Below are 13,543 nucleotides of genomic sequence, written 5' to 3'. Positions count from 1 at the left end.
CGGTGACGAATCAGCACCGGATCGCCCGGTGGACGCGGGGCGCAACGATGGCGACAAAGGCCCCCAAACCGTGGGCGGTCGGAATGCGGGGCGGGCGTACTGTGGGCGCGCTCACCTGCTCTGCGAATATGGAGCACGACGGCAACGCAGCCGTGACCTCCGCGCACCCTCGCGGCAGGCGCGGCCCGGCGCCGGCGCTCCCCGATCCGGGTTCGGCCAGAACCCGGCTCACGCCGTGCGGCAACCCCCACCGGGGCTAGGCGCGGCCGCCAGGAACCGGTCCGGCAGCAGCCGGGCAGGCGCACGAGTTGCGTGGCCGGGTGACCCCCCGGTGCCGACGCAGACACGACAGGGAGACACCGATGGCAAAGGGCGACCCCGGGGGCACCACCCGCGGCAGGCGGGCTGCACCCCGCTCCAGGAAGGGCGCAGCCGGTAACCAGGAGCTGGTGCAGCTCCTCACCCCCGACGGTGAACGGATCGACAGCGCCACCGGGCCGGACGGCACCGAGTACCGCGTCGACTTCACCGATGAGGAATACCGCGGGCTCTACCGCGATCTGGTGCTGGTCCGCAAGCTCGACGCCGAGGCGACCGCCCTGCAGCGCCAGGGCGAGCTGGGCCTCTGGGCCAGCCTCCTCGGCCAGGAGGCCGCGCAGGTCGGCTCCGGGCGTGCGCTGCGGACGCAGGACATGGCTTTCCCGACCTACCGGGAGCACGGCGTCCTCTACTGCCGGGGCATCGACCCGATCATGCCGCTCGGCCTGTTCCGCGGTGTCGACCAGGGCGGCTGGGACCCGAACGAGTTCAAGTTCAACATGTACACGATCGTCATCGGCGCGCAGACCCTGCACGCGACCGGGTACGCCATGGGCATCACCATGGACGGCAAGGTCGGCACCGACGACGGCGAGGCCGCGATCGCCTACTTCGGCGATGGCGCCACCAGTCAGGGCGACGTGAACGAGGCGTTCGTCTGGGCCAGCGTGTTCAACGCGCCGCTTGTCTTCTTCTGCCAGAACAACCAGTACGCGATCTCCGAGCCGCTGGAGCGGCAGACCCGCGTCCCGCTCTACCAGCGTGCCGCCGGCTTCGGTTTCCCCGGCGTACGGGTGGACGGCAACGACGTGCTGGCGTCGTACGCGGTCACCCGCACGGCGCTGGACAACGCCCGGCACGGGCAGGGCCCGAGCCTGATCGAGGCGTACACCTACCGGATGGGCGCGCACACCACCTCCGACGACCCGACCCGTTACCGGATCGCCAGCGAGGTCGAGTCGTGGCAGGCCAAGGACCCGATCGCCCGGGTCAAGGCCTTCCTGGAGAAGCAGCAGATCGCCGACGCGGCCTTCTTCGCCGAGGTCGACGAGCAGGCCCGCCGCGAGTCGGTGCACCTGCGCGAGCGGGTCCTCAGCATGCCCAACCCGGAGCCGGTGACGATGTTCGACCACGTCTACCCCAACGGGTCACCACTGCTCGACGAGCAGCGCGCGCAGTTCAACCGCTACATGGAGTCGTTCGAGGGGAGCGCCCACTGATGGCCACGGAGACGCTCACCCTCGGCAAGGCCCTCAACACCGGTCTGCGCCGCGCCCTGGAGACCGACCCCAAGGTCATCATCATGGGCGAGGACGTCGGCAAGCTCGGCGGCGTCTTCCGGATCACCGACGGGCTCCAGAAGGACTTCGGTGACCAGCGGGTGATCGACACCCCGCTGGCCGAGTCCGGCATCATCGGCACCGCCGTCGGCCTGGCCATCCGTGGCTACCGGCCGGTCTGCGAGATCCAGTTCGACGGCTTCGTCTACCCCGCGTACGACCAGATCGTGTCGCAGGTGGCGAAGATGCACTACCGCTCGGGCGGCCGGCTCAGCATCCCCATGGTCATCCGGATCCCGTTCGGTGGCGGCATCGGCGCGGTCGAGCACCACTCCGAGTCGCCGGAGGCGTACTTCGCCCACACCGCCGGGCTGAAGGTGGTGACCTGCTCCAACCCGCAGGACGCGTACGTGATGATCCAGCAGGCCATCGCCTCGGACGACCCGATCGTCTTCCTGGAGCCCAAGCGACGCTACTGGGAGAAGGGCCAGGTCGACCTGGACGCGCCGCTGTCCGACGCGTACCCCCTGCACTCGGCGCGGGTCGTGCGGCCCGGCACCGACGTGACAGTTCTGGCGTACGGGCCGATGGTGCGGACCTGCCTGGACGCCGCGACGGCCGCCGCGGAGGACGGCCGGGAGTTGGAGGTCATCGACCTGCGCTCGCTGTCCCCGCTGGACCTCGCCGCCGCCTACGAGTCGGTGAAGCGCACCGGCCGCGCGGTGGTGGTGCACGAGGCGCCGTCCAACATCGGCCTCGGGGCCGAGTTGGCCGCCCGGATCACCGAGGAGTGCTTCTACTCCCTGGAGTCACCCGTGCTGCGGGTGACGGGCTTCGACACCCCCTACCCGGCCGCCCGGGTGGAGGAGGAGTACCTGCCGGACCTCGACCGGGTGCTCGACGCCGTCGACCGCACCTTCGGCTGGTGAGCGACATGTCCCGGATCAAGACGTTCAACCTGCCCGACCTGGGCGAGGGGCTGACCGAGGGCGAGATCCTGGCCTGGCTGGTCAAGGTCGGCGACACCATCGAGCTGAACCAGCCGATCGTCGAGGTCGAGACGGCCAAGGCGGCGGTGGAGATCCCGGCGAAGTGGGCCGGACAGGTGCAGGCGATCCACCACCCGGAGGGCACCACTGTCGAGGTCGGTACGCCGATCATCGCGATCGACACCGACCCGGGCGCGGGCCCGCTGGACCCCGCCCCGTCGACCACTGCCACGCCCACCGGTGACCTGCCCACCCCGTCGGCGGCCTCGCTGGCGGCCGTCGAGGTGGCCCCGGCCGAGGGCATGATCGAGCCGGGTCTGATCGGTGGTGTCGCCCCGGGCGGGCGGACGGCGGTGCTTGTCGGCTACGGCCCGCGTACCACCGCCGCGAAGCGCCGGCCCCGCAAGGGTGCCGTCCCGGCGCAGGCCGAGGCGCTTGTCGCACCGGCGCCTGTGGCACCGGCGCCGGTGGCACCGGAGCCGGTCCGGAACGGGCACGGCGGTCCGGCGACGGGCGGGCTCGTGTTGGCCAAGCCGCCGGTCCGCAAGCTCGCCAAGGATCTCGGCGTCGATCTGAGCACGCTTACCGGGTCGGGGCCGCTGGGCTCGATCACCCGGGAGGACGTACAGCAGGCCGCGAGCGGGGCTGCGGCGACGGCCGAGCCGGTCGCGGCCACCTCGACCGCGACGAGCGCCGCGAGCTTCGGCGCCGATCGTGAGCAGCGCATCCCGGTCAAGGGTGTCCGCAAGCTCACCGCCGAGAACATGTCCCGCTCGGCGTTCACGGCCCCGCACGTGACGGAGTTCCTGACCGTCGACGTGACCCGGGCGATGAAGGCACTGGAGCGCCTGCGAGGCCGGCGGGAGTGGCGTGACGTCCGGGTTTCGCCGTTGCTGCTGGTGGCGAAGGCGGTACTGCTGGCGGTCAAGCGTCACCCGATGGTCAACTCGACCTGGGCCGGCGACGAGATCGTGGTGAAGGAGTACGTCAACCTCGGCATCGCGGCGGCCACCGAGCGCGGCCTGATCGTGCCGAACGTGAAGGACGCCGGCCGGCTCTCGCTGCGGGAGTTGGCCGACGCGCTGAACGCCCTGGTGCAGACGGCGAAGTCCGGCCGCACCTCGCCTGCGGACATGTCCGGCGGCACCCTGACCATCACCAACGTCGGGGTGTTCGGGGTGGACACCGGAACGCCGATCCTGCCGCCGGGCGAGTCGGCGATCCTCGCCTTCGGCGCGGTGCGGGAGATGCCGTGGGTGCACAAGGGCAAGGTCAAGGCGCGGCAGGTCACCACGCTGGGGCTGAGCTTCGATCACCGCATCATCGACGGTGAGCTGGGCTCGAAGTTCCTGCGCGACATCGGCGACTTCCTCGCCGACCCCGAGGCGGCACTGCTCGCCTGGACCTGACCGGTCCGAAACGCCAGCCACGGCCGGTGTGCCACGGGTTAACGCCCGGCACACCGGCCGTGTCCGTTGAGCGACGAAACCGTCGGCCGCGAACCCTGTTGACCTTTGATTATTAGGCAGGTGTCTCAGCTCACCTAATAATCGATGGAAGTTGGTCGGGTTCTGCTGTTGAATAGAGGCATCAGGGGCCGACAACCGAATAGCCAGGGGGACCCAAGCCATGAGCATGATCGAGCGAATCCGCAACCACCGCGACGCCAACCGCCGCGCCCGTGCCATCGAGCACGCGCTGCGCTCGGCCAACTCGCCGGCCGTTCGCGAGGAACTCCTCGTCATCGCCCAGCGTCACATGAGCTGACGCTCCACGACATTCCGCACCTCCTCCAGATCGATGGCCCACCCGGCTCACCGGGTGGGCCATCGGCGTTCCGCCAGCACCTGACACCGGGATTCCGCCCTGCCGCAGCGCCCGGTACGGTGGGCTTCGGTCGCCGCCCGCCGGCCCGGCCGACGCCGAGCCGATAGAAGCTGCTCGACACCACCCGGCGACGGGGAGTGACGACCGGTGCTCCTTGGACGCCGCGTGCGCCCAACGGATACGGTGCGGGGAGCCGGCACGGCGGTACGCCGGTGACGCCGGCAGCCATGCCGAGGAGACCGATCGGCACCGGCGGCCGACATGTGATGGAGGAGGCGCACCCATGACGTCCGAGGGCCCGCACCGCCCCGGCCAGGAGCCGGACGAGGTGTCACCGGGCGCCGGCGGACCGGCGTCGTACGGCGACCGCCCGGCGCAGCCGGACAACGGCTACAACGCCGCCGGCCCCGACCTGGGCTGGGCGCCCCCGCCACCGGCGCGGCCGAACTCGTCCGCCACCCCGGCCTGGGCGACCCAGTCCGAGCAGCAGCCGAACCCCGCCTGGGGTGCCGCCGCCGCACCGCAGCCCAGCGACCCGGCACAGCCCGCGTGGGCCACCGGCGGTGGCGCGCCGGAGCAGGGACACCCGGCACAGCCCGCGTGGGCCACCGGCGGTGGCGCGCCGGAGCAGGGACAACCCACCCCGTGGGCTCCCCCACAGCAGGGCTGGACGCCACCCGAGCAGGCCGCGCCCGCCTGGTCCGCCGGTTCCCCTGAGCAGCCCGACTGGGCGCAGGCCCAGCCGGCCGCCCGGGGCGCCGCGCAGGTGCCCCCGGCCACCGCCGCATGGCCCGCCCAGGACGACCCGTCCCGCTCCGGCGGATGGGCCGCTGGCGCGGCACAGGCCAACCCGCCCGCCGCCGAATGGAACGCCGAGCCGGCGCAGTCCGCCGGCCGGGCCGGCGCAGCCGGCCCGCAGGACGACCCGTCCGGGTCCGGTGGCTGGGCCGTCGGTGCCGCAGCCCGGGAGGACCAGCCGGTCTGGACGCCAGCCGAGCAGGCCCCCCAGACCTGGGGCCAACCCGCCGAGCAGATCGAGCAGCCGTCCCCCGCCTGGGGGCAGGCCGAGTCGGCCGGTGCCCGTGGCGCGGCACAGGTCCCGGCACCGAACTGGACCGCGCAGGAGGAGGCTCCGCAACCCGCCGCATGGGGTGGCGCCGAGGGCCGCCCGCAGCAACCGGACTGGGTGCTCTCGCCGCAGGACCAGCCGGCCGAGCGTCCGGAACCGACTGCATGGCCCCCGGCCGAGCAGGCCGGCCCCGGGACCGCCCGGGCCAGCGTCAGCGTGCCCGGCAACGACGCGACGCCCGGCTGGGCCGCCGCCGGCCCGGACAACCCGGTGCAGGCCAACTCCGGCGTCGCTGAGGTGCAGCCGTGGGCGCCGGGCGAGGTGTGGGGCCGCGCCGAGGCGGAGGCCTCCGCCCAGTCACGCGGTGGCTGGGACGCCGACCGTGCCGACGAGCCGCCGATCTACCAGCCCGCGCCCGCGCCGGGGATCTCACCCGCCAACGCGGTGCCGCTGCCCCCGCAGGAGCAGCGCGTGCCGGGCGCCAGCCTCGCCGCCGCCCCGCCGGCCGACTACGCGCCCTCGACGCAGTACCCGCCGATCCCCGAGCAGCCGGCGTACGCCGAGCGGGAGACCCCGGACGCCGCCGCACCGTACGAGGCCGAGCCGGCCGCCTGGGGCCGGGCCGAGGAGGCATCGGCCAGCGCCGCCGTGGTACCTGCCCCGCGTACCTCCCCGGAGTCCGGGGCGGGTCGCGCTGTCGTACCGGCCTCGGACGCCGAGTCGGCCGCCGAGTCGGCCGCCGGCGCGGCGGGCCGCGCCTCGGCGAGCGCCTCGGTACCGCTGGCCAGCCGGGTGATGCCCCCGGCCGACCAGGCCATGCGGCCGACGAGCGCCGCCACGCCACAACCCCGGGTGTACGGCCGCCCGGCCCGACCCGAGCCGGACAACGAGCCGGAGCAGGCGGCCCCGGACGCGTTCCAGGCCGACCCGGGTACCGAGCGTCCGGGCACGCCCGACTGGCAGCAGGCCCCGGACCGTCCGGCAACTCCCGACTGGCAACAGGACGCCGGCCGCCAGGGCACGCCCGACTGGCAGCAGGCGCCGGAGCGCCCCGCCACGCCCGACTGGCAACAGGACGCCGGCCGCGCCGGCGCACCCGACTGGCAGCAGACGCCGGAGCGCCCGGCCACGCCGGGCTGGCAGAACGGACCGGATCGGCAGGGCTTCCCCGGTTGGGGCGACGATTCGCCGTCCGAGCCGCAGTTCGACGACCGGGACCGCGCGTCGGCGCCCAACGGATTCGGCGAGCCCACCGCCGCGGCCGCGCCGCCGGCGTTTCCACCCGGAGTTCCTTCCTTCGTCGACGCGCCCGGCAACAACCGGCCCGTGAACGGGGTTCGACCGCAGTCCGGCGGCGAGCGCCCGGCCGACCGCTTCGGGGCACCGGCCGCAGGCACCGCTGCGGTGGGCGCCGCGCCGAGCTTCGGTGGGCCGGCCAGCGAGCAGGCACCGGGCGGCCAGTTCCCGGCCTTCCCGCCGCCGCAGCAGCCGGTGCCGTCCTGGGGCCAGGAGGCCACCGAATCGGACCAGGGGCGGTTCGACGCGTTCAAGCCGGACGCGGACGAGCCCAAGGTTGAGGCTCCGACGCCGAAGGTGCGCAACGGGCGGGTCCTGGCCGCGGTGCTGGTCGCCGCCGTGCTCATCCTGGCGGTGCCGCTCGGCCTGCTGATGTTGCTCGGCAAGTTCGACGGTGGAGACGACTCAAAGGCCTTCGACCCGGCGGTCGGCACCTGCGTGAAGCAGGTCGGCCAGGGCGCGTCGGCGGTGAACTGCGGCGAGGCGGGCGCGTTCACGATCGTCTCCAAGGTGGACGCGAAGGACAAGTGCGCCGACCCGGTCCAGCCCCACGTGGTGCTGCCCGGCGAGGGCACCAACCGGGTGCTCTGCCTCAAGCCGGCCACGAAGTAGACGCACCGACGGCGGGGCCACGGGCAACCGTGGCCCCGCCGTCGTCTTGACACCCTGTCGCCCGGGTCACGGGGGCCGGGCCCGCGGGGCGTGGCAGGCTGACAGGCATGGGAACGACAGCGCGCGTACGGGCACCCGAGCTACGGGGCCGGCAGTGGCTCAACACCGGCGGCAAGGACCTGACCCTGCAGGATCTGCGCGGAAAGATCGTCCTCGCTGATTTTTGGACCTTCTGCTGCATCAACTGCCTCCACGTGCTCGACGAGCTGCGGCCGCTGGAGGAGAAGTACGGCGACGTGCTCGTCGTGATCGGCGTCCACTCGCCGAAGTTCGAGCACGAGAAGGACGCCGACGCACTTGTCGCGGCCGTCGAGCGGTACGGCGTGCACCATCCCGTACTCGATGATCCCGAGCTGGACATGTGGCAGCAGTACGCGGCCCGGGCCTGGCCGACCCTGTCGGTGATCGACCCCGAGGGTTATGTGGTGGCCACCATGGCCGGCGAGGGCCACGCCGAGGGGCTGGACCGGCTGATCGACGAGCTGATCGCCACCCACGAGGCGAAGGGCACCCTGCACCGGGGCACCGGCCCGTACGTCCCGCCGCCAGCCCCGGAGACGGCGCTGCGCTTCCCGGGCAAGGCGGTGTTGCTGCCGGACGGCAACCTGCTGGTTTCCGACTCGGCCCGGCACTCCCTGGTCGAGGTGGCCCCGGACGGCGAGACGCCGGTGCGCCGGATCGGCTCGGGCGAGCGGGGTCGGGCCGACGGGCCGGCCGAAGCGGCGACGTTCTCCGAGCCGCAGGGCCTCTGCCTGCTGCCCACGCACGTCGCCGAGGTCGCCGGTTACGACCTGGTGGTCGCCGACACCGTGAACCACCTGCTGCGCGGCGTACGGCTGGAGTCCGGTGAGGTGGTCACCGTGGCCGGCAGCGGCCGGCAGTGGCGGGCTTCGGTCGACGACCACGCGCACGACGCGCTCTCCGTGGACCTGTCCTCACCGTGGGACCTGGCCTGGTACGACGACAAACTGATCATCGCGATGGCGGGCATCCACCAGCTCTGGTGGTTCGACCCGATCAAGCGGACCGCCGGCATGTACGCGGGCACCACCGTGGAGGCGCTGCGCGACGGCCCGCTGGCCGAGGCGTGGATGGCGCAGCCGTCGGGGCTGTCGGTCTCTGCCGACGGCGTCCGGCTCTGGATCGCCGACAGCGAGACCAGTGCCGTCCGGTATGTCGAGAACGGGGTGCTGGGCACCGCCGTCGGGCAGGGGCTCTTCGACTTCGGGCACGTGGACGGGCCGGCCGAGTCGGCGCTGCTCCAGCACCCGCTGGGGGTGTGCGCGCTGCCGGACGGCTCGGTGCTGATCGCGGACACCTACAACGGCGCGGTGCGCCGCTTCGACCCGGCCACCGGCCAGGTGTCCACTGTCGCGGACGGGCTGGCCGAGCCGAGCGACCTGGTGCTCACCCCGGCCGGTGAGGTGCTGGTGGTGGAGTCCGCCGCGCACCGCCTGACCCGGCTGGCGCCCGGCGCGCTGTCGGCGGCGGGTGCGAGCACCGTGGACGGCCCCCGGCATCGCACCGAGCGGAAGCCGACCGACGTGGCGGCGGGCGAGGTCACCCTGGACATCGTCTTCACGCCCGCGCCGGGGCAGAAGTTGGACGAGACGTACGGGCCGTCGACCCGGCTTGTGGTTTCCGCCTCCCCGCCGGAGCTGCTGCTGGAGGGCGCCGGCACCGGCACCGAGCTGTCCCGTCGGCTGGTGCTCAATGGCGAGGCGACCGGCGGGGTGCTCCAGGTGACCGCGCAGGCGGCGACCTGCGACGCGGACGTCGAACACGCGGCCTGCCACCTGACCCGGCAGGACTGGGGCGTCCCGGTGCGGGTGGTCGACGGGGCGGCGTCCCGGCTTCCGCTGGTCCTGCGCGGCCTCGACGCCTGATCGGCCCGGCGGCCTCGACGCCTGCTCGGCCCCGCGCTTCGACGGCTAGGCGGCGAAGCGCCCCGACGGCTAGGCGGCGAACGGGGCGAGCGGGACGTCGGCGTCGATCAGGGAGGCGCGGACCAGCTCGGTGGCGGAGACCGCCCCCGGTGTGTCCCCGTGTACGCAGATCGACTCCACCGGGCAGGGGATCACGGTGCCGTCCACCGCCACGACGGTCCGTTCGGTGGCCATCCGTACCGCCCGGGTGGCCACCTCCTCCGGATCGGTGATCAGCGCGCCGGGTGCGCCGCGCGGCACCAGCGACCCGTTGGGCAGGTAGCCGCGGTCGGCGAAGGCCTCGGCGACCACGGGCAGGCCCGCGCCGACGGCGAGTTGGGCGAGCGTCGAGCCGGGCAGGCAGAGCACGGGCATTTCGGGGTCGTGGCCGCTGACTGCGGCGACCACCGCCGCCGCCTGGGACTCGTCGGTGGCGGCCGCGTGGTAGAGCGCCCCGTGCGGCTTGAGGTAGCGGACCCGGGTGCGGAAGAGCCGGCAGAACGCGTCCAGCGCGCCCAACTGATAGGTGATCTCGTCGCGCAGCTCGGCGAAGTCGTATGCGATGCGCCGCCGGCCGAAGCCGGCCAGGTCCCGGTAGCCGACCTGCGCGCCCACCGCGACGCCGCGTTTCGCCGCGCCCTCGCAGACCCGCCGCATGGTGGACGGGTCTCCGCCGTGGAAGCCACAGGCCACGTTTGCGGAGGTCACCAGGGCCAGCAGCGCGTCGTCGTCACCGAGTCGCCAGATGCCGAATCCTTCGCCCAGGTCAGCGTTGAGGTCCATGAAATCTGACGGTAGTACCTGGCCGGGCCTGCGCGAGCGGGGTCACGTCGGTGACCACCCCCATGACCGGGTAACCGCCGGTGGTCGGGTGGTCGGCGAGGAAGATCAGGGGCTGGCCGTCCGCCGGCACCTGGACCGCGCCGAGCACGATGCCCTCGCTTGGCAGTTCGCCGGCGACCGCGCGCGGCAGGGCCGCGCCGGCGAGCCGCGCGCCGACCCGGTTGCTGACCGGACTGACGGTGTACGGGGTGCCGAACAGCAGGTCGAGGGCGCTCGGGGTGAACCAGTCGTCGCGGGGGCCGAGGCGCACGCTCAGGTGCAGTTCGGGTGCGGGTGGCGGGCCGACTGTCACGTCCACCGGCGCGGGTTCGGCCACCGGCACGCCCAGCGGCAGCCGGTCGCCGTCGCGCAGCACGGGTGGGCCGAGCCCGGCGAGGGTGTCGGTGGCGCGGCTCCCGAGCACCGGCGGCACGTCGATCCCACCGGCCACGGCGAGCCAACTCCGTACGCCCCGACGGGCGGGGCCGACGCGCAGCACGGTCCCGGCCGGCACGGTGAGCGGACGGCCGGTGTCGCCCGGACGGTCGCCGGCCCGCACCGCCACCTCGGCGCCGGTGATCGCCACGGTGGCGGCATGGGTCAGCCGCAGCGTGCAGCCGGTCAGCGTGATCTCCAAGCCGGCGGCCTGCTCGGGATTGCCGACCAGCCGGTTGGCGAGCCGCAGGGCGGTCGGGTCGAGGGCCCCGGAACGGGGTACGCCGAGGTGTGCCCAGCCGGGTCGGCCCAGATCCTGCACGGTGGTGAGCGCGCCCGCGCGGAGCACCTCGATCTCGGCCGGACGGGTCATGTCGCCACCATCCGGACCCGGGTGCCGGGGCCGAGTCGGGCGGGCGGGTCGTCGTCGACGTCGAAGAGGGGCAGGTCGGTCCGGCCGACCAGCAACCAGCCGCCGGGGGACGCGCTCGGGTAGATGCCGGCGTAGGGGCCGGCGAGGGCGACCGAGCCGGCCGGCACCCGGGGTCGGGGGGTGGGCAGCCGGGGCAGCGCCAGGTCGGCGGGGAGCCCGGTCAGGTACGGAAAACCGGGGGCGAACCCGCAGAACGCGACCCGGAACCGGGTGTCGGTCAGGCGGCGCAGCACGGCCGGAACGTCGACGCCCCAGTGCTCGGCGACGAGGGGCAGGTCCGGCCCGTCGAACTCGACCGGAACGACGACCTCCGCACCGTGGTCGCCGGCGTTCGCGGCGATGTCGCGGCAGGCGCGGTCTGTGTCGCCGCCGCGGGTCGTGTCGCCGCCGCAGGTCGTGTCGCCGCTGGCGCGGGCCGGGACGGCGTCGCGCGCAGCGGCGGCAGCGGCTGGTGCCCAGCGGGACAGCAGGTCGGCTGTGGCGGCGGGGTCGGGCAGACCGTCGAGCAGGATGGTGCGGGCCGCCGGCACGATCTCGACAGCGCTCAGGTCACCCTGCTCGCGGCGGTGCCACAACTCTGCCCGCCACGCCTCGACCAGGGCCGCCTCGGGGATGTCGGCCGGTTCGGTGCAGTCCAGCAGCAGAGCGTGCACTCCGGCGGGTCGGATCCGCATCGACTCATCCTCGCCGATCCCGCACCCGCATGGTGTTCACGGTGACGGTGCGCGGTGTCACCGGCCTGACTACTTGAAAGTAACCTACGGTGCCGTAACCTGATGCCGTGACCACCTCCGCCCCGCTTCGCCTGAAGCCGGTCGACATCGGCAAGCCCCGGATGCGCGGCTGGCTGCACACGTACGCCTTCTTCGTGGCCGTGGTCTGCGGCATCGTGCTCTGCTCGATCGCCGCCACCCGGCCGGGTTGGGCACCCCTGGTGAGCTGCGCCATCTACAGCCTGACGGTCTGCGGGCTGTTCGGCACCAGCGCCCTGTACCACCGTCGCGTGTGGTCGGAACGCGGCTACCAGGTGATGCGCCGGATGGACCACTGCATGATCTTCGTGTTCATCGCCGGCACGTACACCCCGCTCTGCGCCATGTTGCTCTCGACCCGGCAGGCCACTGTGATGCTGGCCCTGGTCTGGGGTGGCGCACTGGCCGGTGTGGCGCTCAAGGTGATCTGGCCGCACGCGCCACGCTGGGTCTCGGCACCGCTCTACCTGGCGCTCGGCTGGGTGGCGGTGGCCATGCTGCCGCAGATTCTGCACGGCGGAGGTGTCGCGGCGCTGGTGCTGCTGATCACCGGTGGGGCCATCTACAGCGTCGGCGCCATCTTCTATGCGCTGCGCCGCCCCAACCCGTGGCCCACAGTCTTCGGCCACCACGAGTTCTTCCACGCGTGCACCCTGCTGGCGGCGCTGTGCCACCACATCGCGATCTACTTCGCGCTGTTCGCCTGAGGCGCACCCCCACACACGCGAGCCGGGGCCCCGCCACGCTGCGGGACCCCGGAGTGTGCGCGTGCGGGATCAGACCGGGCGACCCGGCCGACGCACCTCGCGGTACTCCTGCATGACCTGGTCGCCCTGGACCGGCACCACCCGGTCGGCTACCACGCGCTCCTCGCGGACCGGGGCGGCGACCACCGTACGGCGGCGGCTGCTCCAGAAGTAGAGGGTGGTGAGCAGGCCGGCGACACCGGCGAGCATCAACACCCAGCCGACCACGGTCAGGTCCAGCCAACCCAGGTCGGCCTCCACGGCGAATGCGAAGATCGCGCCGAGCGCGATCAGGAAGATGCTGCCACCAATGCCCATGTCTCGCTCCTCGGCTCTAACCTGGCGTACGGCCCGCCGCGGCCGTTGGTAGGGGGTGCGGCATCCCTGGACTTACCCCGGCAGGGAGATCGCCAATCGGGCAAGCTGGTGGCATGACGGACAGCCACGTCGAGACGAGGACACTGGTGTTGCTCCGGCACGCGAAGGCGGAGCAGGGCGACGATGGCACGGACGACGCCGGGCGCGCGCTCAGCGCTCGCGGAGAGGCCGACGCGGCGGCGGCCGGCGCCTGGCTGGCCCACCACGACCTGCTGCCCGACGTCGTGATCTGCTCGACCGCACGGCGCACCCGGCAGACCTGGCACGGGGCGGCGATGGGGATGGCCGGTTCACCGCCGGAGGGTGGGCCGACAGGTCCCCGCCCGACCGTCCGCTATGAGCCCGGCGCGTACGACGCCCACCCCGAGGAGCTGCTGGCGCTGGTCCGCACCGCCGATCCGACGGCTCGGGTCGTGCTGCTCATCGCCCACAATCCGGGCGTCTCGCTCCTGTCGGCCCTTCTCGACCCGGAGACGTCGGACGAGGAGGGTTTACGGACCGCCGAGCTGGCCGTGCACCGTAGCGCGGCCACCTGGACCCAGTGGGGCCGCGGCGGGGCACCTGTCGCACAGCGGCACACGGCACGCGGCTGAGCCACCCG

At 73.4% G+C, this 13,543-nt stretch carries 12 protein-coding genes; 8 read left to right on the top strand and 4 right to left on the bottom strand.

Going from position 1 to position 13,543, the window contains the following annotated elements; translation table 11 throughout:
• The first annotated feature begins 362 nt into the window (after window positions 1–362).
• The 6 genes from pdhA (at window position 363) to AB0K10_RS07825 (ending at window position 9,337) form a co-directional block, all read left to right on the top strand.
• Window positions 363–1,538 (top strand): pyruvate dehydrogenase (acetyl-transferring) E1 component subunit alpha, encoded by a 1,176-nt coding sequence (pdhA, locus tag AB0K10_RS07850; protein ID WP_363681031.1) that lies wholly within the window; start codon window positions 363–365, stop codon window positions 1,536–1,538.
• Entirely contained in the window at window positions 1,538–2,527 is a 990-nt protein-coding gene (locus AB0K10_RS07845; protein WP_363681029.1) for an alpha-ketoacid dehydrogenase subunit beta, read from the top strand. Before pdhA ends, AB0K10_RS07845 begins: the two co-directional genes overlap by 1 nt.
• Complete coding sequence (locus AB0K10_RS07840; protein ID WP_363681027.1) at window positions 2,524–3,996, top strand: dihydrolipoamide acetyltransferase family protein; 1,473 nt, start codon at window positions 2,524–2,526, stop codon at window positions 3,994–3,996. Before AB0K10_RS07845 ends, AB0K10_RS07840 begins: the two co-directional genes overlap by 4 nt.
• A 220-nt stretch (window positions 3,997–4,216) precedes the next feature.
• Window positions 4,217–4,354 (top strand): hypothetical protein, encoded by a 138-nt coding sequence (locus tag AB0K10_RS07835; RefSeq protein WP_007454215.1) that lies wholly within the window; start codon window positions 4,217–4,219, stop codon window positions 4,352–4,354.
• A gap of 343 nt (window positions 4,355–4,697) precedes the next feature.
• Window positions 4,698–7,391: a hypothetical protein gene (locus AB0K10_RS07830; protein ID WP_363681025.1), complete on the top strand. Its 2,694-nt coding sequence runs from the start codon at window positions 4,698–4,700 to the stop codon at window positions 7,389–7,391.
• 107 nt (window positions 7,392–7,498) lie between these two features.
• On the top strand, window positions 7,499–9,337 hold the full coding sequence (locus tag AB0K10_RS07825; RefSeq protein WP_363681023.1) for an NHL domain-containing thioredoxin family protein: 1,839 nt from the start codon (window positions 7,499–7,501) through the stop codon (window positions 9,335–9,337).
• 69 nt (window positions 9,338–9,406) lie between these two features.
• Here the strand turns inward: AB0K10_RS07825 and AB0K10_RS07820 are convergent, their stop codons facing one another.
• The 3 genes from AB0K10_RS07820 to AB0K10_RS07810 are packed head-to-tail and all read right to left on the bottom strand — an operon-like array spanning window position 9,407 to window position 11,740.
• Window positions 9,407–10,159: a 5-oxoprolinase subunit PxpA gene (locus AB0K10_RS07820; RefSeq protein ID WP_363681022.1), complete on the bottom strand. Its 753-nt coding sequence runs from the start codon at window positions 10,157–10,159 to the stop codon at window positions 9,407–9,409.
• Window positions 10,143–11,006 carry a biotin-dependent carboxyltransferase family protein gene (locus tag AB0K10_RS07815; protein WP_363681020.1) on the bottom strand — a complete coding sequence of 288 codons (864 nt, stop codon included), beginning with the start codon at window positions 11,004–11,006 and terminating at the stop codon, window positions 10,143–10,145. Before AB0K10_RS07815 ends, AB0K10_RS07820 begins: the two co-directional genes overlap by 17 nt.
• On the bottom strand, window positions 11,003–11,740 hold the full coding sequence (locus AB0K10_RS07810; protein WP_363681018.1) for an allophanate hydrolase subunit 1: 738 nt from the start codon (window positions 11,738–11,740) through the stop codon (window positions 11,003–11,005). Before AB0K10_RS07810 ends, AB0K10_RS07815 begins: the two co-directional genes overlap by 4 nt.
• A 107-nt stretch (window positions 11,741–11,847) precedes the next feature.
• On the opposite strand from AB0K10_RS07810, the gene AB0K10_RS07805 reads away from it, so the two are divergent.
• The gene (locus AB0K10_RS07805) at window positions 11,848–12,525 is read left to right on the top strand and encodes a hemolysin III family protein (RefSeq protein WP_363681016.1); all 678 of its coding nucleotides are present in this window, start codon (window positions 11,848–11,850) and stop codon (window positions 12,523–12,525) included.
• A gap of 69 nt (window positions 12,526–12,594) precedes the next feature.
• On the opposite strand, the gene AB0K10_RS07800 is transcribed toward AB0K10_RS07805, so the two are convergent.
• Window positions 12,595–12,882 (bottom strand): DUF6458 family protein, encoded by a 288-nt coding sequence (locus tag AB0K10_RS07800; RefSeq protein ID WP_363681014.1) that lies wholly within the window; start codon window positions 12,880–12,882, stop codon window positions 12,595–12,597.
• 113 nt (window positions 12,883–12,995) lie between these two features.
• On the opposite strand from AB0K10_RS07800, the gene AB0K10_RS07795 reads away from it, so the two are divergent.
• Window positions 12,996–13,535, top strand: coding sequence for a histidine phosphatase family protein (locus AB0K10_RS07795; protein ID WP_363681012.1), 540 nt, complete (start codon window positions 12,996–12,998; stop codon window positions 13,533–13,535).
• The last annotated feature ends 8 nt before the right edge of the window (window positions 13,536–13,543 follow it).

The organism is Micromonospora sp. NPDC049274 (genome assembly GCF_040678875.1).
GTDB lineage: Bacteria > Actinomycetota > Actinomycetes > Mycobacteriales > Micromonosporaceae > Micromonospora.
This window is presented reverse-complemented; position numbering and strand designations above follow the sequence as displayed.